The 16,429-nt window shown below is 59.5% G+C and carries 17 protein-coding genes and 1 pseudogene; 13 read left to right on the top strand and 5 right to left on the bottom strand.

Annotation, left to right across the window (positions count from 1 at the left end; genetic code table 11):
* Positions 1–130: 130 nt before the first annotated feature.
* Positions 131–484: a hydroxyisourate hydrolase gene (uraH, locus tag D3M70_RS04500; protein ID WP_120124688.1), complete on the bottom strand. Its 354-nt coding sequence runs from the start codon at positions 482–484 to the stop codon at positions 131–133.
* Positions 485–867: 383 nt separating this feature from the next.
* Here uraH and puuE point away from each other — a divergent pair, with 383 nt between their 5' ends.
* The 7 genes from puuE (at position 868) to D3M70_RS04465 (ending at position 8,147) form a co-directional block, all read left to right on the top strand.
* Positions 868–1,794, top strand: coding sequence for an allantoinase PuuE (puuE, locus tag D3M70_RS04495; protein WP_120124687.1), 927 nt, complete (start codon positions 868–870; stop codon positions 1,792–1,794).
* A complete protein-coding gene (gene uraD / locus D3M70_RS04490) occupies positions 1,791–2,306 on the top strand; it encodes a 2-oxo-4-hydroxy-4-carboxy-5-ureidoimidazoline decarboxylase (protein WP_120124685.1) in 516 nt (171 codons plus the stop codon). Before puuE ends, uraD begins: the two co-directional genes overlap by 4 nt.
* 43 nt (positions 2,307–2,349) lie before the next feature.
* Complete coding sequence (alc, locus tag D3M70_RS04485; RefSeq protein WP_120124683.1) at positions 2,350–3,345, top strand: allantoicase; 996 nt, start codon at positions 2,350–2,352, stop codon at positions 3,343–3,345.
* A gap of 209 nt (positions 3,346–3,554) precedes the next feature.
* On the top strand, positions 3,555–4,058 hold the full coding sequence (locus D3M70_RS04480) for an ureidoglycolate lyase (RefSeq protein ID WP_120124682.1): 504 nt from the start codon (positions 3,555–3,557) through the stop codon (positions 4,056–4,058).
* A 47-nt stretch (positions 4,059–4,105) separates the two neighbouring features.
* Entirely contained in the window at positions 4,106–5,407 is a 1,302-nt protein-coding gene (locus D3M70_RS04475) for a urate hydroxylase PuuD (RefSeq protein WP_120124680.1), read from the top strand.
* A gap of 212 nt (positions 5,408–5,619) precedes the next feature.
* Positions 5,620–6,975, top strand: a complete 1,356-nt coding sequence (locus D3M70_RS04470) for a nucleobase:cation symporter-2 family protein (protein WP_120124678.1) — start codon at positions 5,620–5,622, stop codon at positions 6,973–6,975.
* 383 nt (positions 6,976–7,358) lie between these two features.
* On the top strand, positions 7,359–8,147 hold the full coding sequence (locus tag D3M70_RS04465; RefSeq protein WP_120124677.1) for a hypothetical protein: 789 nt from the start codon (positions 7,359–7,361) through the stop codon (positions 8,145–8,147).
* 220 nt (positions 8,148–8,367) lie between these two features.
* On the opposite strand, the gene D3M70_RS04460 is transcribed toward D3M70_RS04465, so the two are convergent.
* Positions 8,368–8,592, bottom strand: coding sequence for a hypothetical protein (locus D3M70_RS04460; RefSeq protein WP_256659703.1), 225 nt, complete (start codon positions 8,590–8,592; stop codon positions 8,368–8,370).
* Positions 8,593–8,619: 27 nt separating this feature from the next.
* A complete protein-coding gene (locus tag D3M70_RS04455; RefSeq protein ID WP_120124675.1) occupies positions 8,620–9,552 on the bottom strand; it encodes a DUF808 domain-containing protein in 933 nt (310 codons plus the stop codon).
* 146 nt (positions 9,553–9,698) lie between these two features.
* Here D3M70_RS04455 and D3M70_RS04450 point away from each other — a divergent pair, with 146 nt between their 5' ends.
* A complete protein-coding gene (locus tag D3M70_RS04450) occupies positions 9,699–10,307 on the top strand; it encodes a TetR/AcrR family transcriptional regulator (protein WP_120124673.1) in 609 nt (202 codons plus the stop codon).
* Positions 10,308–10,319: 12 nt separating this feature from the next.
* Here the strand turns inward: D3M70_RS04450 and D3M70_RS04445 are convergent, their stop codons facing one another.
* A complete protein-coding gene (locus D3M70_RS04445) occupies positions 10,320–10,715 on the bottom strand; it encodes a response regulator (protein WP_120124672.1) in 396 nt (131 codons plus the stop codon).
* A gap of 592 nt (positions 10,716–11,307) precedes the next feature.
* Between D3M70_RS04445 and D3M70_RS04440 the strand changes: the two genes are divergently transcribed.
* The 5 genes and pseudogenes from D3M70_RS04440 (at position 11,308) to D3M70_RS04425 (ending at position 15,963) form a co-directional block, all read left to right on the top strand.
* A complete protein-coding gene (locus D3M70_RS04440) occupies positions 11,308–12,939 on the top strand; it encodes a methyl-accepting chemotaxis protein (protein WP_120124670.1) in 1,632 nt (543 codons plus the stop codon).
* 170 nt (positions 12,940–13,109) lie between these two features.
* Entirely contained in the window at positions 13,110–13,994 is an 885-nt protein-coding gene (locus D3M70_RS04435; RefSeq protein WP_120124669.1) for an urea transporter, read from the top strand.
* 45 nt (positions 13,995–14,039) lie between these two features.
* Positions 14,040–14,437, top strand: a pseudogene (locus D3M70_RS32625) (ion transporter); the annotation flags it as partial.
* 1 nt (position 14,438) lies between these two features.
* Positions 14,439–14,854, top strand: a 416-nt coding sequence (locus D3M70_RS32620; RefSeq protein ID WP_256659702.1) for a potassium channel family protein, incomplete at its 5' end; no start/stop codon positions are given.
* A gap of 110 nt (positions 14,855–14,964) precedes the next feature.
* A complete protein-coding gene (locus D3M70_RS04425) occupies positions 14,965–15,963 on the top strand; it encodes a sulfate ABC transporter substrate-binding protein (protein ID WP_120124667.1) in 999 nt (332 codons plus the stop codon).
* Between the two features lie 26 nt (positions 15,964–15,989).
* Here D3M70_RS04425 and D3M70_RS04420 read toward each other — a convergent pair whose 3' ends face one another.
* Positions 15,990–16,403, bottom strand: coding sequence for a hypothetical protein (locus D3M70_RS04420; RefSeq protein ID WP_120124665.1), 414 nt, complete (start codon positions 16,401–16,403; stop codon positions 15,990–15,992).
* Positions 16,404–16,429 lie beyond the last annotated feature (26 nt).

Here is a 16,429-nt window from a genome sequence, read left to right as displayed (position 1 = left end):
GTCCACAGATCCAGCCGCTGCCTTACACACATATGTATCGCGTGCCGAATTGCAGGCAAAAAAAAGCCCGCAGTGTGGGGCGGGCAAGAGGAACAGGGGCAAAGCAATGAAGCGAGTGTAGCCGGAGTGACTAGCTGCCGCGATACGTCGAATAGCTGTAGGGCGAGATCAACAGCGGCACGTGGTAGTGATCCTGACTGGCGTCGATACCAAAACGCAGCACCACCTCATCCAGAAACGCCTGATCGCCCAGCTTCACACCTTTGGCGCGGTAGTAGTCACCGGCGCTGAATTGCAGCTGGTAGACACCTGATCGGTAATCATCGCCCTGTAACAAAGGGGCATCGCAACGGCCGTCGCTGTTGGTCAGCGCTTCGGCAATCTTCTCCAAACGCTCGCCGTCGACCCGATACAGAGCAACGCGGATTGCGCTGCCGGGGCAGCCGTGCGCGGCGTCCAGCACGTGTGTAGTCAGTCGTCCCATGGCGTGTCAGTGCCTCTTTCGATGGTTGGAAGTCGGGGCTCGCACTCTTTCAGTGCCTTGCAGGGCGTTGAGGAAGGCGAGCGATGAGCAATTAAGACATTTTCCAAAAAAATTGTACACAATAAAAATCAGAATTTAGCGCACTGCTCCCAAACGTTGCAGCGTAGGCCCAAAACAGCGGGCATCGCGGAAAATATTGGGGTTTTTCCAGATAAGCTGACCACTCAGGCAAGTTTCTTGCAGCGACGTGCGGCAGGAGAAAAGCAAAAAAACAGGCTTACAAATCGCAAATAAAGTTGTATACAATCTACCCATCGCCGCGGCGGCCTGATGATTCACCCAAGGCCACTGCCACAGACAACACGTAGATAAGGAAGATTGCAGTGAGCGCCGACTATCCACGCGACCTGATCGGTTACGGCAGTAACCCGCCCCACCCACACTGGCCAGGCAATGCCCGGATCGCACTGTCGTTCGTACTCAACTACGAGGAAGGTGGTGAGCGCAACATTCTGCATGGTGACAAGGAATCCGAAGCGTTCCTGTCCGAGATGGTCGCCGCGCAACCTCTGCAAGGCCAGCGCAACATGAGCATGGAGTCGCTGTACGAATACGGCAGCCGTGCGGGCGTGTGGCGCATCCTCAAGCTGTTCAGGCAATTCGATATCCCGCTGACCATTTTCGCCGTGGCCATGGCCGCCCAGCGTCATCCGGATGTGATCCGGGCGATGGTCGAAGCCGGTCACGAGATCTGCAGCCACGGTTATCGCTGGATCGACTACCAGAACATGGACGAGGCGCAGGAGCGCGAGCACATGCTCGAAGCGATCCGCATCCTCACCGAGCTCACCGGCGAACGTCCGCTGGGCTGGTACACCGGTCGCACCGGCCCCAACACCCGTCGCCTGGTGATGGAAGAAGGCGGTTTCCTCTACGACTGCGACACCTATGACGACGACCTGCCCTACTGGGAGCCGAACAACGCCACCGGCAAGCCGCACCTGGTGATCCCGTACACACTGGACACCAACGACATGCGCTTCACCCAGGTTCAGGGTTTCAACAAGGGCGACGACTTTTTCGATTACCTGAAAGACGCGTTCGACGTGTTGTACGCCGAAGGTGCGCAAGCGCCGAAAATGCTGTCGATCGGTCTGCACTGCCGTCTGATCGGCCGTCCCGCGCGTCTGGCTTCGCTGCAGCGTTTCCTGGAATACGTCAAAGGCCATGAGCAGGTATGGTTCGCCCGCCGCGTCGAAATTGCCCGCCACTGGCATGACGTTCACCCGTTCAAGGGAGATGCGAAATGAGCCGTTTCCAGACCCTGACACCCTCTTCTCTGAGCCGCGAAGCCTTCGTCAAAGCCTTCGCTGACATCTACGAGCATTCGCCTTGGGTCGCCGAAAAAGCCTATGACCTCGGCCAAGGCACTGATCTCGACGACATCGAGGCACTGCATGCGCGTATGAGCGATATCCTGCTGAGCGCCGATCACGCCACGCAACTGGCCCTGATCAACGCTCACCCGGATCTTGCCGGCAAAGCCGCCGTGCAAGGCCAACTGACCGAAGCCAGCACGAACGAGCAGGCTGGCGCCGGTATCCACCAATGCACGAGCGACGAGTTTGCACGCTTCACCGAGCTGAACGACGCCTACAAGGCCAAGTTCGCGTTCCCCTTCATCATGGCGGTAAAAGGCAGCAACCGGCATCAGATCCTCGCGGCATTTGAGACGCGCATTCACAACTCGGCAGATGCCGAATTCGCCTGCGCGCTGGCCGAAATCAACAAGATCGCGATGTTCCGCCTGCAAACCCTTTGAGCCCTGACCATCCCCACGCCCATTACCAGAGGCAGACAAAATAATGAAAGCTTACGCCGCACCCTTCGAAAAATTCGTCAACCTGGCCGATGCCCGTCTGGGCACCCGGATCATTTCCGTCACCGACGACTGGTTCGCCGATGCCAACCGCCTGTTCCAGCCAACTCCGGCGGTGTGGAAAGAAGGCGTGTTCGACGACAACGGCAAGTGGATGGACGGTTGGGAATCGCGCCGCAAGCGCTTCGAAGGTTATGACAGTGCGGTGATCCGCCTCGGCGTCGCCGGTTCGATCAAGGGCGTGGACATCGACACCTCGTTCTTCACCGGCAACTACCCGCCATCCGCCTCGCTGGAAGCCTGCTTCCTGGCCTCGGGCGAGCCGGACGAAAGCACCGAGTGGACGGAAGTGCTGTCTGCTGTCGAACTGAAAGGCGACAGCCATCACTACCATGAAATCAGCGACACCAAGGCCTACAGCCACCTGCGTTTCAACATTTACCCGGACGGCGGCGTGGCGCGTCTGCGCGTGTACGGCGTGCCGCATCGCGACTGGTCTTCGGTGGGCGACAACGAACAGGTCGATCTGGCTGCAGCGCTGAACGGCGGCCGCGCGCTGGCCTGCTCCGACGAGCACTTCGGCCGCATGAGCAACATCCTCAACCCGGGCCGCGGCGTGAACATGGGCGACGGCTGGGAAACCGCACGTCGTCGCACGCCTGGCAACGACTGGGTCATCGTCGCGCTGGGTCATGCCGGTGAAGTCGAGCAGATCGTCGTCGACACCCTGCACTTCAAAGGCAACTACCCGGACAGCTGCTCGATCCAGGGCGCATTCGTCAAAGGCGGCACCGACAGCCAGATCGAAACCCAGAGCCTGTTCTGGCGCGAACTGTTGCCGAGCCAGAAACTGGAAATGCACGCCGAGCACAGCTTCGTCGAGCAGATCAAGGCCCTCGGCCCGATCACCCACATCCGCCTGAACGTGTTCCCGGATGGTGGCGTGAGCCGTCTGCGTGTGTTGGGCAAGGTTGCCAAATAACCCGGATGTAACTGGCTGTTATGGAAAACTGTTGCTGATCGTTCCCACGCTCAGCGTGGGAATGCTCTGCCGGACGCTCCGCGTCTATCAAGAGCGGACGCAGAGCGTCCAGGGATGCGTTACCACGCAGAGCGTGGGAACGATCAAGATCTGCTCCAAAACAAGATTGCAGTGTTTTCATTTACGAATTTCGAGAAAGAAGAACCCGCATGCGCAAACTGATTATCGAGCCGTTGACCAAAGAAGCCTTCGCCCCTTTCGGTGATGTCATCGAAACCGATGGCAGCGATCATTTCATGATCAACAACGGCTCGACCATGCGCTTTCATCGTCTGGCCACCGTTGAAACGGCAACGCCGGACGACAAGGCGATCATCAGCATTTTCCGCGCCGACGCGCTGGACATGCCGTTGACCGTCAGCATGCTGGAGCGCCATCCGCTGGGCAGCCAGGCTTTCATTCCGCTGCTCGGCAACCCTTTTCTGGTCGTGGTCGCGCCACTTGGCGATGCACCTGAACCAGAGTTGACTCGCGCCTTCATTTCCAATGGCAGGCAGGGTGTTAATTACCATCGCGGCGTCTGGCACCACCCGGTGCTGACGATCGAAAAGCGGGATGACTTCCTGGTGGTTGATCGCAGTGGCAGTGGCAATAACTGCGATGAGCATTTCTTCGAAGAGAGTCAGAAGATGATTCTCGATCCCCACCTATAAGAAGGGCCCAAGCGTCCGTTAGTGACGACAGGCAAACGGTAAAGACTGTGGCTGCACATCTGATGGAATGGCTGAATCTGGGCGTGCGCTGGATTCACATGATCGTCGGGATCGCCTGGATCGGCGCATCCTTTTACTTCGTCTGGTTGGAGAACAACCTCAACCGCGCCAACCCGCGTGACGGTCTGAGCGGTGATCTGTGGGCGATCCACGGTGGCGGTATCTACCACCTGGAAAAATACAAGCTGGCCCCGCCGACCATGCCGGACAACCTGCACTGGTTCAAGTGGGAAGCCTACTGGACCTGGATGTCGGGCGTCGCACTGCTGTGCATCGTGTTCTACTCCAACCCTACCCTTTACCTGCTGGCGCCCGGCAGCACCTTGACCGGCGCCGAAGGCATCGCAATCGGCGTTGGCTCGCTGATCGCCAGCTGGTTCATCTATGACCTACTCTGCGACTCGCCCCTGGGCAAGCGCCCTGGCCTGTTGGGTCTGGTGTTGTTCGTACTGGTCATCGGCGCCTGCTACGGCTTCACTCAAGTGTTCAGCGGTCGTGGTGCTTACCTGCACACTGGCGCGATTCTGGGCACGATCATGGTCGGTAACGTGTTCCGCATCATCATGCCGGCGCAACGTGCACTGGTCGCGGCGATTGCCGAGAACCGCACGCCTGATCCGACGCTCCCAGCCAAAGGGCTGCTGCGTTCACGTCACAACAACTACTTCACCCTGCCGGTGCTGTTCATCATGATCAGCAACCACTTTCCGAGCACCTACGGCAGTCAGTACAACTGGTTGATCCTGGCGGCGATTGCAGTGTGTGCGGTGTTGGTTCGTCACTACTTCAACACCCGTCACAACAGCCACAAATACGCTTGGGCATTGCCGGTTGGCGCACTGGGCATGATCTGCCTGGCGTACGTGACCGGTCCTGCGCAAATGCCGCGTGGCCCGGAAGTCGCCAAGATCGAGTATCAGCCGCTGCCCGCAACGGCAGTGGGTGGCCATCGTGCCGACGAGCCCAAGCCCGAAACCCCTGCCGCCCCCGCCGAGACAGCGCCCGCTCAGGCCAGTAATGCCGGTGGTGTGGATTTCGGCAAGGTGCACAGCGTGATTCAGGAACGCTGCGCGGTCTGCCATTCGGCCAAACCGACCAGCCCGCTGTTCAGCAGCGCTCCGGGCGGGATCATGTTCGACACCCCGCAACAGATCCAGCAACTGGCTCCGCGCATTCAGGCCCAGGCCGTGACCGCGCAGATCATGCCGCTGGGCAATATCACCCAGATGACCCAGCAGGAACGTGATCTGTTGGGGCAGTGGATTGATAAGGGGGCGCAGACGAATTGATGTGACCGGTCCGATTTTCCGGACCGCGGTTTGCTCCTGTAGGAGCGCGCTTGCCCGCGATAGCTATCGAACTGTGCCATTTGTGCCGAATGACACACCGCAATTCGCGGGCAAGCGCGCTCCTACAAGGCTGCGTTTACCTGATGTAAAAGCTCCACCGCCCAGCCGCAACGGGCGTACTCAAAAAACAAGAACAAAATCCGAGGTGTTGCATGTCCGAGTCAACTCACGCGCGCATCCCTGCTGCGCCACCACGACAGCCCCTGCCACTGATGCAACTGATTCTGGTGGGCCTGCAACACGTCCTGTTGATGTACGGGGGTGCCGTTGCGGTGCCGCTGATCATCGGCCAGGCCGCTGGCCTCTCTCGCGAAGAAATCGCCTTCCTCATCAACGCCGACCTGCTGGTCGCGGGCATCGCCACGGTGGTGCAATCGCTCGGCATCGGTCCGCTGGGTATCCGCATGCCCATCATGATGGGCGCCAGCTTTGCCGCCGTCGGCAGTATGGTCGCCATGGCGGGCATGCCGGGCGTCGGTCTGCCGGGCATCTTCGGCGCGACCATCGCTGCGGGTTTCTTCGGCATGCTGATCGCGCCCTTCATGTCGAAGATCGTGCGTTTCTTTCCGCCATTGGTGACCGGCACCGTGATCACCTCCATCGGCCTGTCGCTGTTTCCGGTGGCCGTGAACTGGGCCGGTGGCGGCAGTAAAGCGGTGAGCTTCGGCGATCCGCTGTACCTCGCCATCGCGGCGCTGGTGCTGCTGACCATTCTGCTGATCAACCGCTTCATGCGCGGTTTCTGGGTCAACATTTCGGTACTGATCGGCATGGGTCTGGGCTACATCATTTCCGGCTTCATCGGTATGGTCGACCTCAGCGGTCTGGCCCAGGCCGACTGGGTGAAAGTGGTCACGCCGCTGCACTTCGGCATGCCGCAATTCAGCCTGGCGCCGATCCTTTCGATGTGTCTGGTGGTCGTGATCATCTTCGTCGAGTCCACGGGGATGTTCCTGGCGCTGGGCAAGATCACCGACCGCGAAGTGACACCCGGCATGCTTCGCCGGGGCTTGTTGTGCGATGCGGCGGCCTCTTTCCTTGCCGGTTTCCTCAACACCTTCACCCACTCCTCCTTCGCGCAGAACATCGGCCTGGTGCAGATGACCGGTGTGCGCTGCCGTTCGGTCACCATCGTCGCCGGTGGCTTTCTGATCCTGCTCAGCCTGCTGCCCAAAGCGGCGTATCTGGTGGCGTCGATTCCGCCAGCGGTACTCGGCGGCGCAGCGATTGCCATGTTCGGCATGGTCGCCGCCACCGGGATCAAGATCCTCCAGGAAGCCGACATCTCCGACCGCCGCAATCAGTTGCTGGTCGCGGTGAGCATCGGCATGGGGCTGATTCCGGTGGTCCGACCGGAGTTCTTCAGCCAGCTGCCACACTGGATGGAGCCGATCACCCACAGCGGCATCGCCATGGCGACCCTGAGCGCGGTGCTATTGAACCTGCTGTTCAACGTACTGGGCGGTGCCGAACGCGCGGCCATGGCAGGTCCGGCACACTCGCACTGACTGACCGATCGGTCAGACTGCCCCGTTTTCGACTGGCGTGCTCTGTCAAAGAGCACTTGAGACCGGCTGCGCGAGTCAGTATCCTCCGCCGCCGCTCAGAAACAGCTCGAAAACAGGGTAAGACGACCGCTTAACTTATCCTGACCGACCCGACAGATTAGCGATCAGTCTCTGCGCCCTCGAAAAGGCACGAATAACTAACCGAATCGACTGTTTTCAAAACAGCCGACGAGCCTTTTACGTCTTTTTTCAGGGTGTTGGCTCAGCTCTTGCTATCCACTAAAAGCTGATCGATTGGACAGGTTAATCAGTACAAAACAAGGCGCCGAAACAGAGCGTCGATCACTGGGCAACAACGACCTTAAACCTTAGGGAGTCACCGAATGAACCGTATGCTTTCCAGCCTGATGGCCGCAGGTAGCCTGCTTGCCGCCGCTCCGGCCATGTCGGGCGATCTGCTGCAGTGGCAGAGCAACAGCCTGACGTACCTCTATGGCAAGGACTTTGCCGTCAATCCGGAAATTCAGCAGACCTTTACTTTCGAACATGCTGATGGCTGGAAATACGGGGATAACTTCATCTTCTTCGACTACATCAATTACAACGGCAAGAAAGATGCGGGCGTGGGTAACGCGACCAACTACGGTGAAATCTCCCCACGCCTGTCCATGGGCAAGATCTTTGACAAGAAATTCGAACTCGGCCCTATCACCGACGTGCTGTTGGCGACCACTTACGAATTCGGCGAAGGCGATGTCGAGTCCTACCTGATCGGTCCAGGCTTCGACCTGAAGATTCCGGGTTTCGACTACTTCCAGCTGAACTTCTACAAACGCTACAACGATGGTCATCGCGCAGGTTACGGCGCCTGGCAGATTACCCCGGTCTGGTCTTACACCATTCCGGTGGGCAAGTCCGACATCCTGATCGACGGGTTCATGGACTGGGTCGTGGACAACAAACAGTCCAACACCAAAGGCGACTATCACTCCAACCTGCACTTCAACCCACAGATCAAATACGACCTGGGCAAAGCGCTGAACCTGCCGGACCGCCAGTTGTATGTGGGTATTGAATACGACTACTGGACCAACAAGTACGGGATCAACGACACCCGTTACTTCGACACTGACCAGAACACGGCGAGTTTGTTGGTGAAGGTGTTTTTCTGATATCTGGCGGCGTGGGATGCCAGCCAACCCACGCCGCAATGTCTTTCAGCAGCACGGCGAGATCTGCTTATGCCGATCTACAACCGCAAGTCCGCCAAGGCCTACAAACTAAACGCCGACAATTGAGCCCCCCCTGTAGCAGTCCGGCTGGCCGGCGGTGACGTCCTCAAGATCGCCTGCCGCCGGCAAGCCGTGCTGCTACAACGACGAGGGCATTGGTCTAAGGGTGGTTCTCCCACGGCAACGGCTTGCCAGCGCGGACTTTCGCATTGAGCGAACGCAGCAGGTCCAGTGGATCACGATCTTTCATCGCATGGCTCTGTTCATCGACCCAGGTCATGACCTGTTGCCGATCCAGCGTCGGTCTGCGATGAAGAATCTCCACCAGTTGCCGCTCGCAGTGCTGGGCATAGGCGACCACGCTGGAAAACAAAGGGCTGTTCATGCTGACACCTCGCCGCAAAATACCTGTTCAGGCCTTCTTGAAAAGGCGCCACATTTTTCCCGCTCCCGTGACGGCCAGCAACACAATAGCACCGGCGATCACCCCGACCACAGCGTTGAGTAACGGCGGGATGATCCAGGACAATCCGCCCGTCGCAGCGGTGATGGTCTCGATCCCGTGATGCAGCACTGGCAGGCCGTGGGTCAGGATGCCGCCGCCAACCAGAAACATCGCCGCCGTGCCAATGACCGACAGGCTTTTCATCATGTACGGCGCGGCCCTCAGCACCCCTCTTCCGAACGCCCGCTGCATGCGGCGCAGACTGCCCTCGCCTTTGAGTTCACTCAGGTAAAGGCCGCCGTCATCGAGCTTGACGATTGCGCCCACCAGCCCGTAGACCCCGATGGTCATGACGATGGCGATGCCCGACAGCACGATGACCTGTTGCGTCAGCGGGGCGTCGGCGACCGTGCCCAGCGTGATGGCGATGATCTCGGCCGAGAGGATGAAGTCCGTGCGCACCGCGCCTTTGATCTTGTCCTTTTCCAAGGCCACCAGATCGCTCGCAGGGTCCGCCACGGCTTCGGTGAGCTGGGCATGATCGGCCTGATCTTCTTCGGCGCTGTGCAGGAATTTGTGCGCCAGCTTTTCGAAGCCTTCGAAGCACAGATACGCACCGCCCAGCATCAGCAACGGCGTGACGGCCCAGGGAATGAATGCACTGATCGCCAGCGCCGAGGGCACCAGAATCAGCTTGTTGACGAACGAGCCTTTAGCCACCGCCCACACCACCGGCAACTCACGTTCGGCGCGTACACCGGAGACTTGCTGGGCGTTGAGCGCCAGGTCGTCGCCCAGCACCCCGGCGGTTTTCTTCGCCGCCATCTTGGTCATCAACGAGACGTCGTCGAGCACGGTGGCGATGTCGTCGATCAACACCAGAAGACTGCTTCCTGCCATTGGCCAGGTTCCTTTCGATTAATAGACACGGAGTTGGACACACTGACCCGAGCATAGGCCGGGTGCGCGTCAGCGGCAATCTTGAGCCTTGCGCGAGGCCGGTGCTAACATTCGCCACCGCCGAGCAGGCAAGGAAATTCAGCTTTATGAGCAGCATCCGCGAGCGCAACAAAGAACTGATCCTGCGCGCAGCCAGTGAAGAATTCGCCGACAAAGGCTTCGCCGCCAGCAAAACCAGCGACATCGCCGCCAAGGCGGGTGTGCCCAAGCCCAACGTCTACTACTACTTCAAGTCCAAGGAAAACCTCTACCGCGAGGTGCTCGAAAGTATCATCGAGCCGATCATGCAGGCGTCGACGCCGTTCAATCGCGATGGGGTACCTTCAGAAGTCTTGAGCGGTTACATCCGCTCCAAGATCCGCATCTCCCGCGACCTGCCCTTCGCCTCCAAGGTGTTTGCCAGCGAGATCATGCACGGCGCGCCGCACCTGACGCCCGAGCAGGTCGAACAGCTCAACGGTCAGGCCAGGCACAATATCGACTGCATTCAGGGCTGGATCGACGACGGTCTGATCGCACCGGTGGACCCCGACCATCTGATGTTCAGCATCTGGGCCGCGACCCAGACCTACGCCGATTTCGACTGGCAGATTTCCACCGTCACCGGCAAGGCCAGGCTGGACGACGCTGACTACGAAGCCGCCGCCCAGACCATCATTCGCCTGGTGCTCAAAGGATGTGAACCTGATCGCTGAGGCCTGCTGGCGTCAGTCAGTGCTCTTGCGGGTTTGAAGCGCCTTGTCGACGCCGTCCAGCAACTGCCCGAAACTCCACGGCTTGCGGATGAACGTCACAGGGTGCTGGACCCCTGAGCTTTCCGGGGTCTCGTGACCAGACATGATGAGAATCGGAATCTGTGGCCATTTGTTGCCAGACAAGTTCGCAAGGTCGGCACCGTTCAGCGTGCCGGGCATCAGAATGTCGGTCAGCAACAACGAAACCCTGTCGGCGTGCCCGTCGAGAAACGTCGCGGCCTCGTCGGCGCTTTCCAGCGAATGGGTCGTAAAACCCTCGTCGCCTAGAATCTCGCACACAAAATCGCGAATGATCGACTCGTCCTCCACCACGAGAATGAGTCCTTTTTGCTGTCCGTTTGCTGCCATTTGCGCTGCATCCACAATAATTCTTCCCATTGCCTGCCCGGCCGGCCCTGTCCTGGACTCGGGTATCGTCGGTACTGTGAACGGCGCAAGCGCTGGAAATTCCATCGGGTAATGACATTTGGTCGAAACGGTTGTAACGCGGGGGGCGCAGGAAGCTAAAAACGTTTTCTGCGGGCATTAAAAAACCCGCCGAGGCGGGTTTGTGCAACACCATCCAACTCCCTGTCGGTAGCCATTCCTGGCAATGGTCGATCATCCCTGATCCTGCAGCCGTCCGTTGCTGCAGTTGATGGATTCAATGTACTGCGCAAATGGGATCCAACCTAGAGTCAAATGCTCCACTTCGTGTAAGCCTTTGGCTATACCTGTAAAAAATCTGACGCCACTTTCAAGGCGGCAACACGACGTTTCAGCCTTATCAGACGGCTGGCTGCGAAAATTTTTGTGACCCCTCTCACGTTTGTCCGCGCCGGGCCGAGATGCTTGAAGACGACCTGTCTTCGCAATCGAGCGGTGGACGGACACGTCGTCTCGCAAGCCGGTAGTGGAAACGGCTTGGCGCAATAACAAGAACAATGAACGGAGTGACGTTATGAATATGCGCAATCTCTCGATCAGTCGGCGTCTGTGGCTGATCCTTATCGTCGCTGTGTTGATGCTGTTCACGCTGGCTGTGGCCATGCTTAAGCAAATCCATGACGACCTCTATGACGCCAAGGCGCAAAAAACCATGCATGTGGTGCAGACCGCCAGCGGCCTGCTCGACTACTACCATGGCCTGGAAAGCGCTGGCACGTTGACCCGCGAACAGGCACAGCAGCAGGCGATGGAAGCCATCCGCGGCCTGCGCTACAACCAGACCGACTATTTCTGGATCAATGACCTGCGCCCGGTGATGATCATGCACCCGGCCAACCCCAAGCTGGTGGGCCAGGACCTTTCGGGCGTCAAGGACCCGGACGGCTTTCAGGTTTTCAACGAGATGGTCACCCTGGCAAAGGCCAAGGGTGCCGGGATGGTCAACTATCGCTGGCCAAAACCGGGCGCCAGCGATGCGGTCCAGAAAACATCCTACATCTCGCTGTTCACGCCATGGGGCTGGATCATCGGTTCCGGGGTATACGTGGATGACGTGCAGGCCGAGTTCCGCCAGCAGGTGATCAAGGCGCTGTCGATCAGTGCGGGGATCATTCTGGTCATGGCCCTGTTGTTGATCGTCATCGGGCGCAGTATCGCCGGTCCGCTGAAGACCACCGTCGAGGCCATGGCCAACATTGCCAGCGGCGAAAGCGACCTGACTCGCAGCCTGGAAACCCACGGCAACGACGAAATCACTCAACTGGCGCAGCACTTCAATGCCTTCACCGCCAAGCTGCGGCGGGTGGTGACCGAGCTGCAACGCTCGGCTGTCGGGCTGGGTCAGGCGTCCAGCGAACTGGGCAGCAACGCCGTTCAGGCGCAGGAACGCAGTCAGCAACAGTCGCTGCAGATGGAACAGGTGGCGACAGCGGTCAACGAGGTGACGTATGGCGTGCAGGACGTTGCCAGGAATGCCGAACACGCCGCCAGCGAGATGCGCAACGCCGAGTCCCAGGCGCAACAGGGTCAGGCCAACATCGACAGCAGCCTGAAGCAGATCGATCACCTGTCCGGCACCATCAATCAGGCAGTGGAGGTGATTCGCACCCTCTCCAGTGAAAGCACGCAGATCGGCGGGGTGCTCGAAGTCATCAGCTCCATCGCCGAACAGACCAATCTGCTGGCGCTGAACGCGGCCATCGAAGCGGCGCGCGCGGGAGATCAGGGTCGAGGCTTTGCGGTGGTTGCCGACGAGGTTCGCTTGCTGGCTCAACGCACGCAGAAGTCCACGGCGGAAATTCAGGCGATGATCGAGCGTTTGCAGACCCATTCCGATGCTGCCGTGAAAGTGATCGGCGACAGCAGCCGCTCCTCGCAACTGACCATCGAGCAGGCCAACCTCGCCGGGCAAAGTCTGACGTCGATCAGCCAGGCGCTGCGCAACCTCAACGGCCTGAATGCCTCGATTGCCAGCGCGACGCTCCAGCAATCCCATGTCGTGGAAGACATCAACCAGAACGTCACGCAGGCGGCGCAGTTGTCCCAGAGCACGGCGGTGGCGGCCGAGCAGTCCAGCGCGGCAAGTGGCCAGCTCAAAGGGTTGAGTGAACAGCTGAACGGGTTGCTGAGACAGTTCAGGGTCTGACCACATCCCCAAAGCAGTTCGCCGTGCCGGCGGTAGCGTCGTTGAAAGCGCCACCGTCGGCAAGCCGGACTGCTACAGAACGAGAGTACCGCCGAGCAGCGTATAGCCCTTGAATGCACACCGGGCTTCAGCCACTATGTATACAATAAAAACATATATTGAATACATGTATGGAAACCCTCAAATCTGCCCCCTCCTCCACCTGCCCTGACTGGGCCGAAGCGCTGCTCAACGGATTCAGCCAGGTTCTGCTGCAGCGCAATCCACTGTGCGGCCTGTTCTGCCTGTTGGCGATTCTCGTCAGCGCGCCCTCGTCCCTCGGCGGTGCGCTGCTGGGTGCGGTCGCGGGTTTGCTCACGGCGCAACGGCGCGGTTATGCCAAGACTGAGCGTCAGTCCGGCGTCTATAGCTACAACGGCGTGTTGCTGGGGTTGCTGATCTGTTATCGCTTCGAATGGTCGCCGCTGCTGCCCCTGCTGATCATCGCTTGCGGTGGCTTGAGCGCGATGCTGATGCATGGCTGGTTGCAACGCGCGCCTCGGGCCTCGTGCCTTAAGGCCTACACCGCGCCGTTCGTGCTGTTCAGTTGGGTGTTGCTGCTGTTCGCCACACCCATGCCGAACACGCCTGCCGCTGCTTCAGATCTGATTCAGGCGTTGCCGCTCGGGTTGGGACAGGTGTTTCTGCTGGACCACCCGCTCGCAGGCGTACTGATCGGCATCGGCCTGCTGATCTCCAACCGCACCGCCGCGCTGTGGGCTGCAGTGGGCTGTGTCAGTGGAATCGCCTTCGCCGTGTGGCAACAGGAAACCAGTCAGGCGTTGCTTGGGCTGTCAGGTTATAACCCCGCGCTGGCGGCGCTGGCCTTCAGTCACGTGCGCTACAAACCCTGGCTGCCGGGCATCGCCATCGTCTTGGCGATCCTGCTGCAACCGGGCTTCTCGGGCCTGGGGCTGGCGACGCTGACCGCGCCATTCATTCTCGCCTGCTGGCTGGTGCAGGCCAGCCGACGCCTGTTGCAGCAATCGGTGGACGATCACCGGTTGCGCTCCTGAGCGGTTTGTCACAGGCTCTGCCGACCTTGCATTCGGAACTGCCCCATGGACAGCAACACTGGCTGGCGCGAACAGCTACGCATCATCGTCTTTCAGACGGACACTACGGCCGGTCGACGCTTCGACAAGATCCTGCTGCTGATCATCCTCTCCAGCCTGCTAGTGGTGATCATCGACAGCATCGAAGCCGTCCACCGCAACTACGCCGACCTGCTTGCTTATATCGAATGGGGCTTCACCTTCGTCTTCGCCGTCGAGTACATCCTGCGCCTGTACTGCTCACCCAGACCGCTGAAATACGCGTTCAGCTTTTACGGGTTGATCGACCTTCTGGCCATCGTGCCCGGCATTCTGGCGATCTACTACAGCGACGCTCAATACCTGCTGATCGTGCGTGTGGTGCGGATGCTGCGAATCTTCCGCGTGCTGAAACTCAGCCCCTANGGCAGAAGATCATCGTGTTTCTGGTGACGGTGTCGACCCTGGTCACCGTGTTCGGCACCTTGATGTACGTCATTGAAGGCCCGGAGCACGGTTTCACCAGCATTCCCAAAGGCATCTACTGGGCCATCGTCACGCTCACCACGGTGGGCTTCGGCGACATCGTGCCGAAGACGCCGGTGGGGCAGATTCTGTCGTCCCTGGTGATGATCACCGGTTACTCGATCATCGCCGTGCCGACCGGGATATTCACTGCGGAACTGGCCAATGCCATGCGCGGCGATCAGTTGCAGCATGACTGCCCGGTCTGCGCCAAGAACAGCCACGAGCATGGCGCGGCATTCTGTTCGCGATGCGGCAATGCGCTGTTCCCGAAAATCGATTCGATTTCGGCCGTCGAGCCTGGGCAAAAGTCATAAGCACATGCGTTTTTAATCTATGGGCGGATAAGGGTTTTCGTTATAGTCCCGGCCATTAGCCAGCCCTATTTATATAAGAACAACTCTTCGACACAACAAAGGAATTCGCAGTGAACAGACTCTTCGCCGCCTCTCTGCTGGCTGCCGGACTGGCCTTCGGCAGCGCCGCCCACGCCGCACCTACCCTGCTCAATGTCTCCTACGACGTGATGCGTGATTTCTATAAGGATTACAACGCCGCCTTCCAGAAGCACTGGGAAGCCGAACATAAGGAAAACGTCGCGGTGCAGATGTCCTTCGGCGGTTCGAGCAAGCAGGCGCGCTCGGTTATCGACGGTCTGCCGGCTGACGTGATCACCATGAACATGGCCACCGACATCAACGCCTTGGCCGACAACGGCAAGCTGGTCCCGGACAACTGGGTCACCCGCCTGCCGAACAACAGCGCGCCATTCACTTCGGCAACAGTGTTCATCGTGCGCAAGGGCAACCCGAAGGCGCTCAAAGACTGGCCGGACCTCATCAAGGATGGCGTTGAAGTGATCGTGCCAAACCCGAAAACCTCGGGCAATGGTCGTTACACCTATCTCTCTGCCTGGGGCTACACGCTCAAGAACGGTGGCGACGAAGCCGCCGCGAAGAAGTTCGTCGGCCAATTGTTCGCTCACGTCCCCGTGCTCGACACCGGCGGCCGTGGCGCGACCACGACCTTCATGACCAACCAGATCGGCGACGTGCTGATCACCTTCGAAAACGAAGCGGAAATGATCGCCCGCGAGTTCGGCCGCGATCAGTTCGAAGTCGTCTATCCAAGCGTCTCCGCTGAAGCCGAGCCGCCGGTGAGTCTGGTCGACAAAGTCGTCGACAAGAAAGGCACCCGCACACTCGCCGAGGATTACCTGAAATACCTATGGTCGCCGGAAGGCCAGGAAATCGCCGCCAATAACTACCTGCGCCCGCGGGACCCGGCGGTGTTGGCCAAATTCACCGACCGCTTCCCGAAAGTCGACTTCCTCAACGTGGAGAAAACCTTCGGTGACTGGCGCACCGTGCAGAAGACCCACTTCAATGACGGTGGGGTGTTTGATCAGATTTATCCGGCGAAGTAGTTATTTTGGCCGTCAGGCAGAACGGTTCAATTCCCGAACTGCCTGCTCAACCCCGGCGGAACGCCACTCGAATCGGTTTCCTGCCAAGGGCCCGCTGGCGAGGTCGCCCAGCTCCAGCCGTTGTTCCAGCGGTAATAGGTGCGCTGACGGTAGAACGTGTTCGGCACGTTATCCAGCACATGCACGCCCAGTTTCGCGTCCCAGTGGCTGTTGCCACCCGGCGGCGGGGCGAAGTGGGAAGAGGTTTTCGGACCGGTTGGAATCGGCGTCGACGGCGGAGTCTGTGGCGTGGTCCGCGGGGTCCCCGGTTGCGGGGTCGGCGACGGACCGGGGATGGTCGGAATCGGCTCCGAGCTTTGCGGGCCGGGGCGCTGAACCGCACAGGCAGCGCTCAAGGCCACTACCACACTCAACAAGGCAAATCGTGCGACGCGATACATAAGCGCAAACTTCCTAAAGATGCCGG

Origin of the sequence: Pseudomonas sp. LS-2 (genome assembly GCF_003605735.1) — a bacterium.
Taxonomy (GTDB): Bacteria; Pseudomonadota; Gammaproteobacteria; order Pseudomonadales; family Pseudomonadaceae; genus Aquipseudomonas.
The sequence above is the reverse complement of the archived record's forward strand: the minus strand, read 5'-3'. Positions and strand labels throughout refer to the sequence as shown.

Coding starts and splice junctions, on each gene's coding strand:
- D3M70_RS04440 (WP_120124670.1), top strand. CDS start 11,308: ATGAATATGCGCAATCTCTCGATCAGTCGGCGTCTGTGGCTGATCCTT.
- D3M70_RS04470 (WP_120124678.1), top strand. CDS start 5,620: ATGTCCGAGTCAACTCACGCGCGCATCCCTGCTGCGCCACCACGACAG.
- uraH (WP_120124688.1), bottom strand. CDS start 484: ATGGGACGACTGACTACACACGTGCTGGACGCCGCGCACGGCTGCCCC.
- alc (WP_120124683.1), top strand. CDS start 2,350: ATGAAAGCTTACGCCGCACCCTTCGAAAAATTCGTCAACCTGGCCGAT.
- D3M70_RS04460 (WP_256659703.1), bottom strand. CDS start 8,592: ATGAACAGCCCTTTGTTTTCCAGCGTGGTCGCCTATGCCCAGCACTGC.
- D3M70_RS04455 (WP_120124675.1), bottom strand. CDS start 9,552: ATGGCAGGAAGCAGTCTTCTGGTGTTGATCGACGACATCGCCACCGTG.
- D3M70_RS04480 (WP_120124682.1), top strand. CDS start 3,555: ATGCGCAAACTGATTATCGAGCCGTTGACCAAAGAAGCCTTCGCCCCT.
- D3M70_RS04450 (WP_120124673.1), top strand. CDS start 9,699: ATGAGCAGCATCCGCGAGCGCAACAAAGAACTGATCCTGCGCGCAGCC.
- D3M70_RS04435 (WP_120124669.1), top strand. CDS start 13,110: ATGGAAACCCTCAAATCTGCCCCCTCCTCCACCTGCCCTGACTGGGCC.
- uraD (WP_120124685.1), top strand. CDS start 1,791: ATGAGCCGTTTCCAGACCCTGACACCCTCTTCTCTGAGCCGCGAAGCC.
- D3M70_RS04420 (WP_120124665.1), bottom strand. CDS start 16,403: ATGTATCGCGTCGCACGATTTGCCTTGTTGAGTGTGGTAGTGGCCTTG.
- D3M70_RS04445 (WP_120124672.1), bottom strand. CDS start 10,715: ATGGCAGCAAACGGACAGCAAAAAGGACTCATTCTCGTGGTGGAGGAC.
- D3M70_RS04465 (WP_120124677.1), top strand. CDS start 7,359: ATGAACCGTATGCTTTCCAGCCTGATGGCCGCAGGTAGCCTGCTTGCC.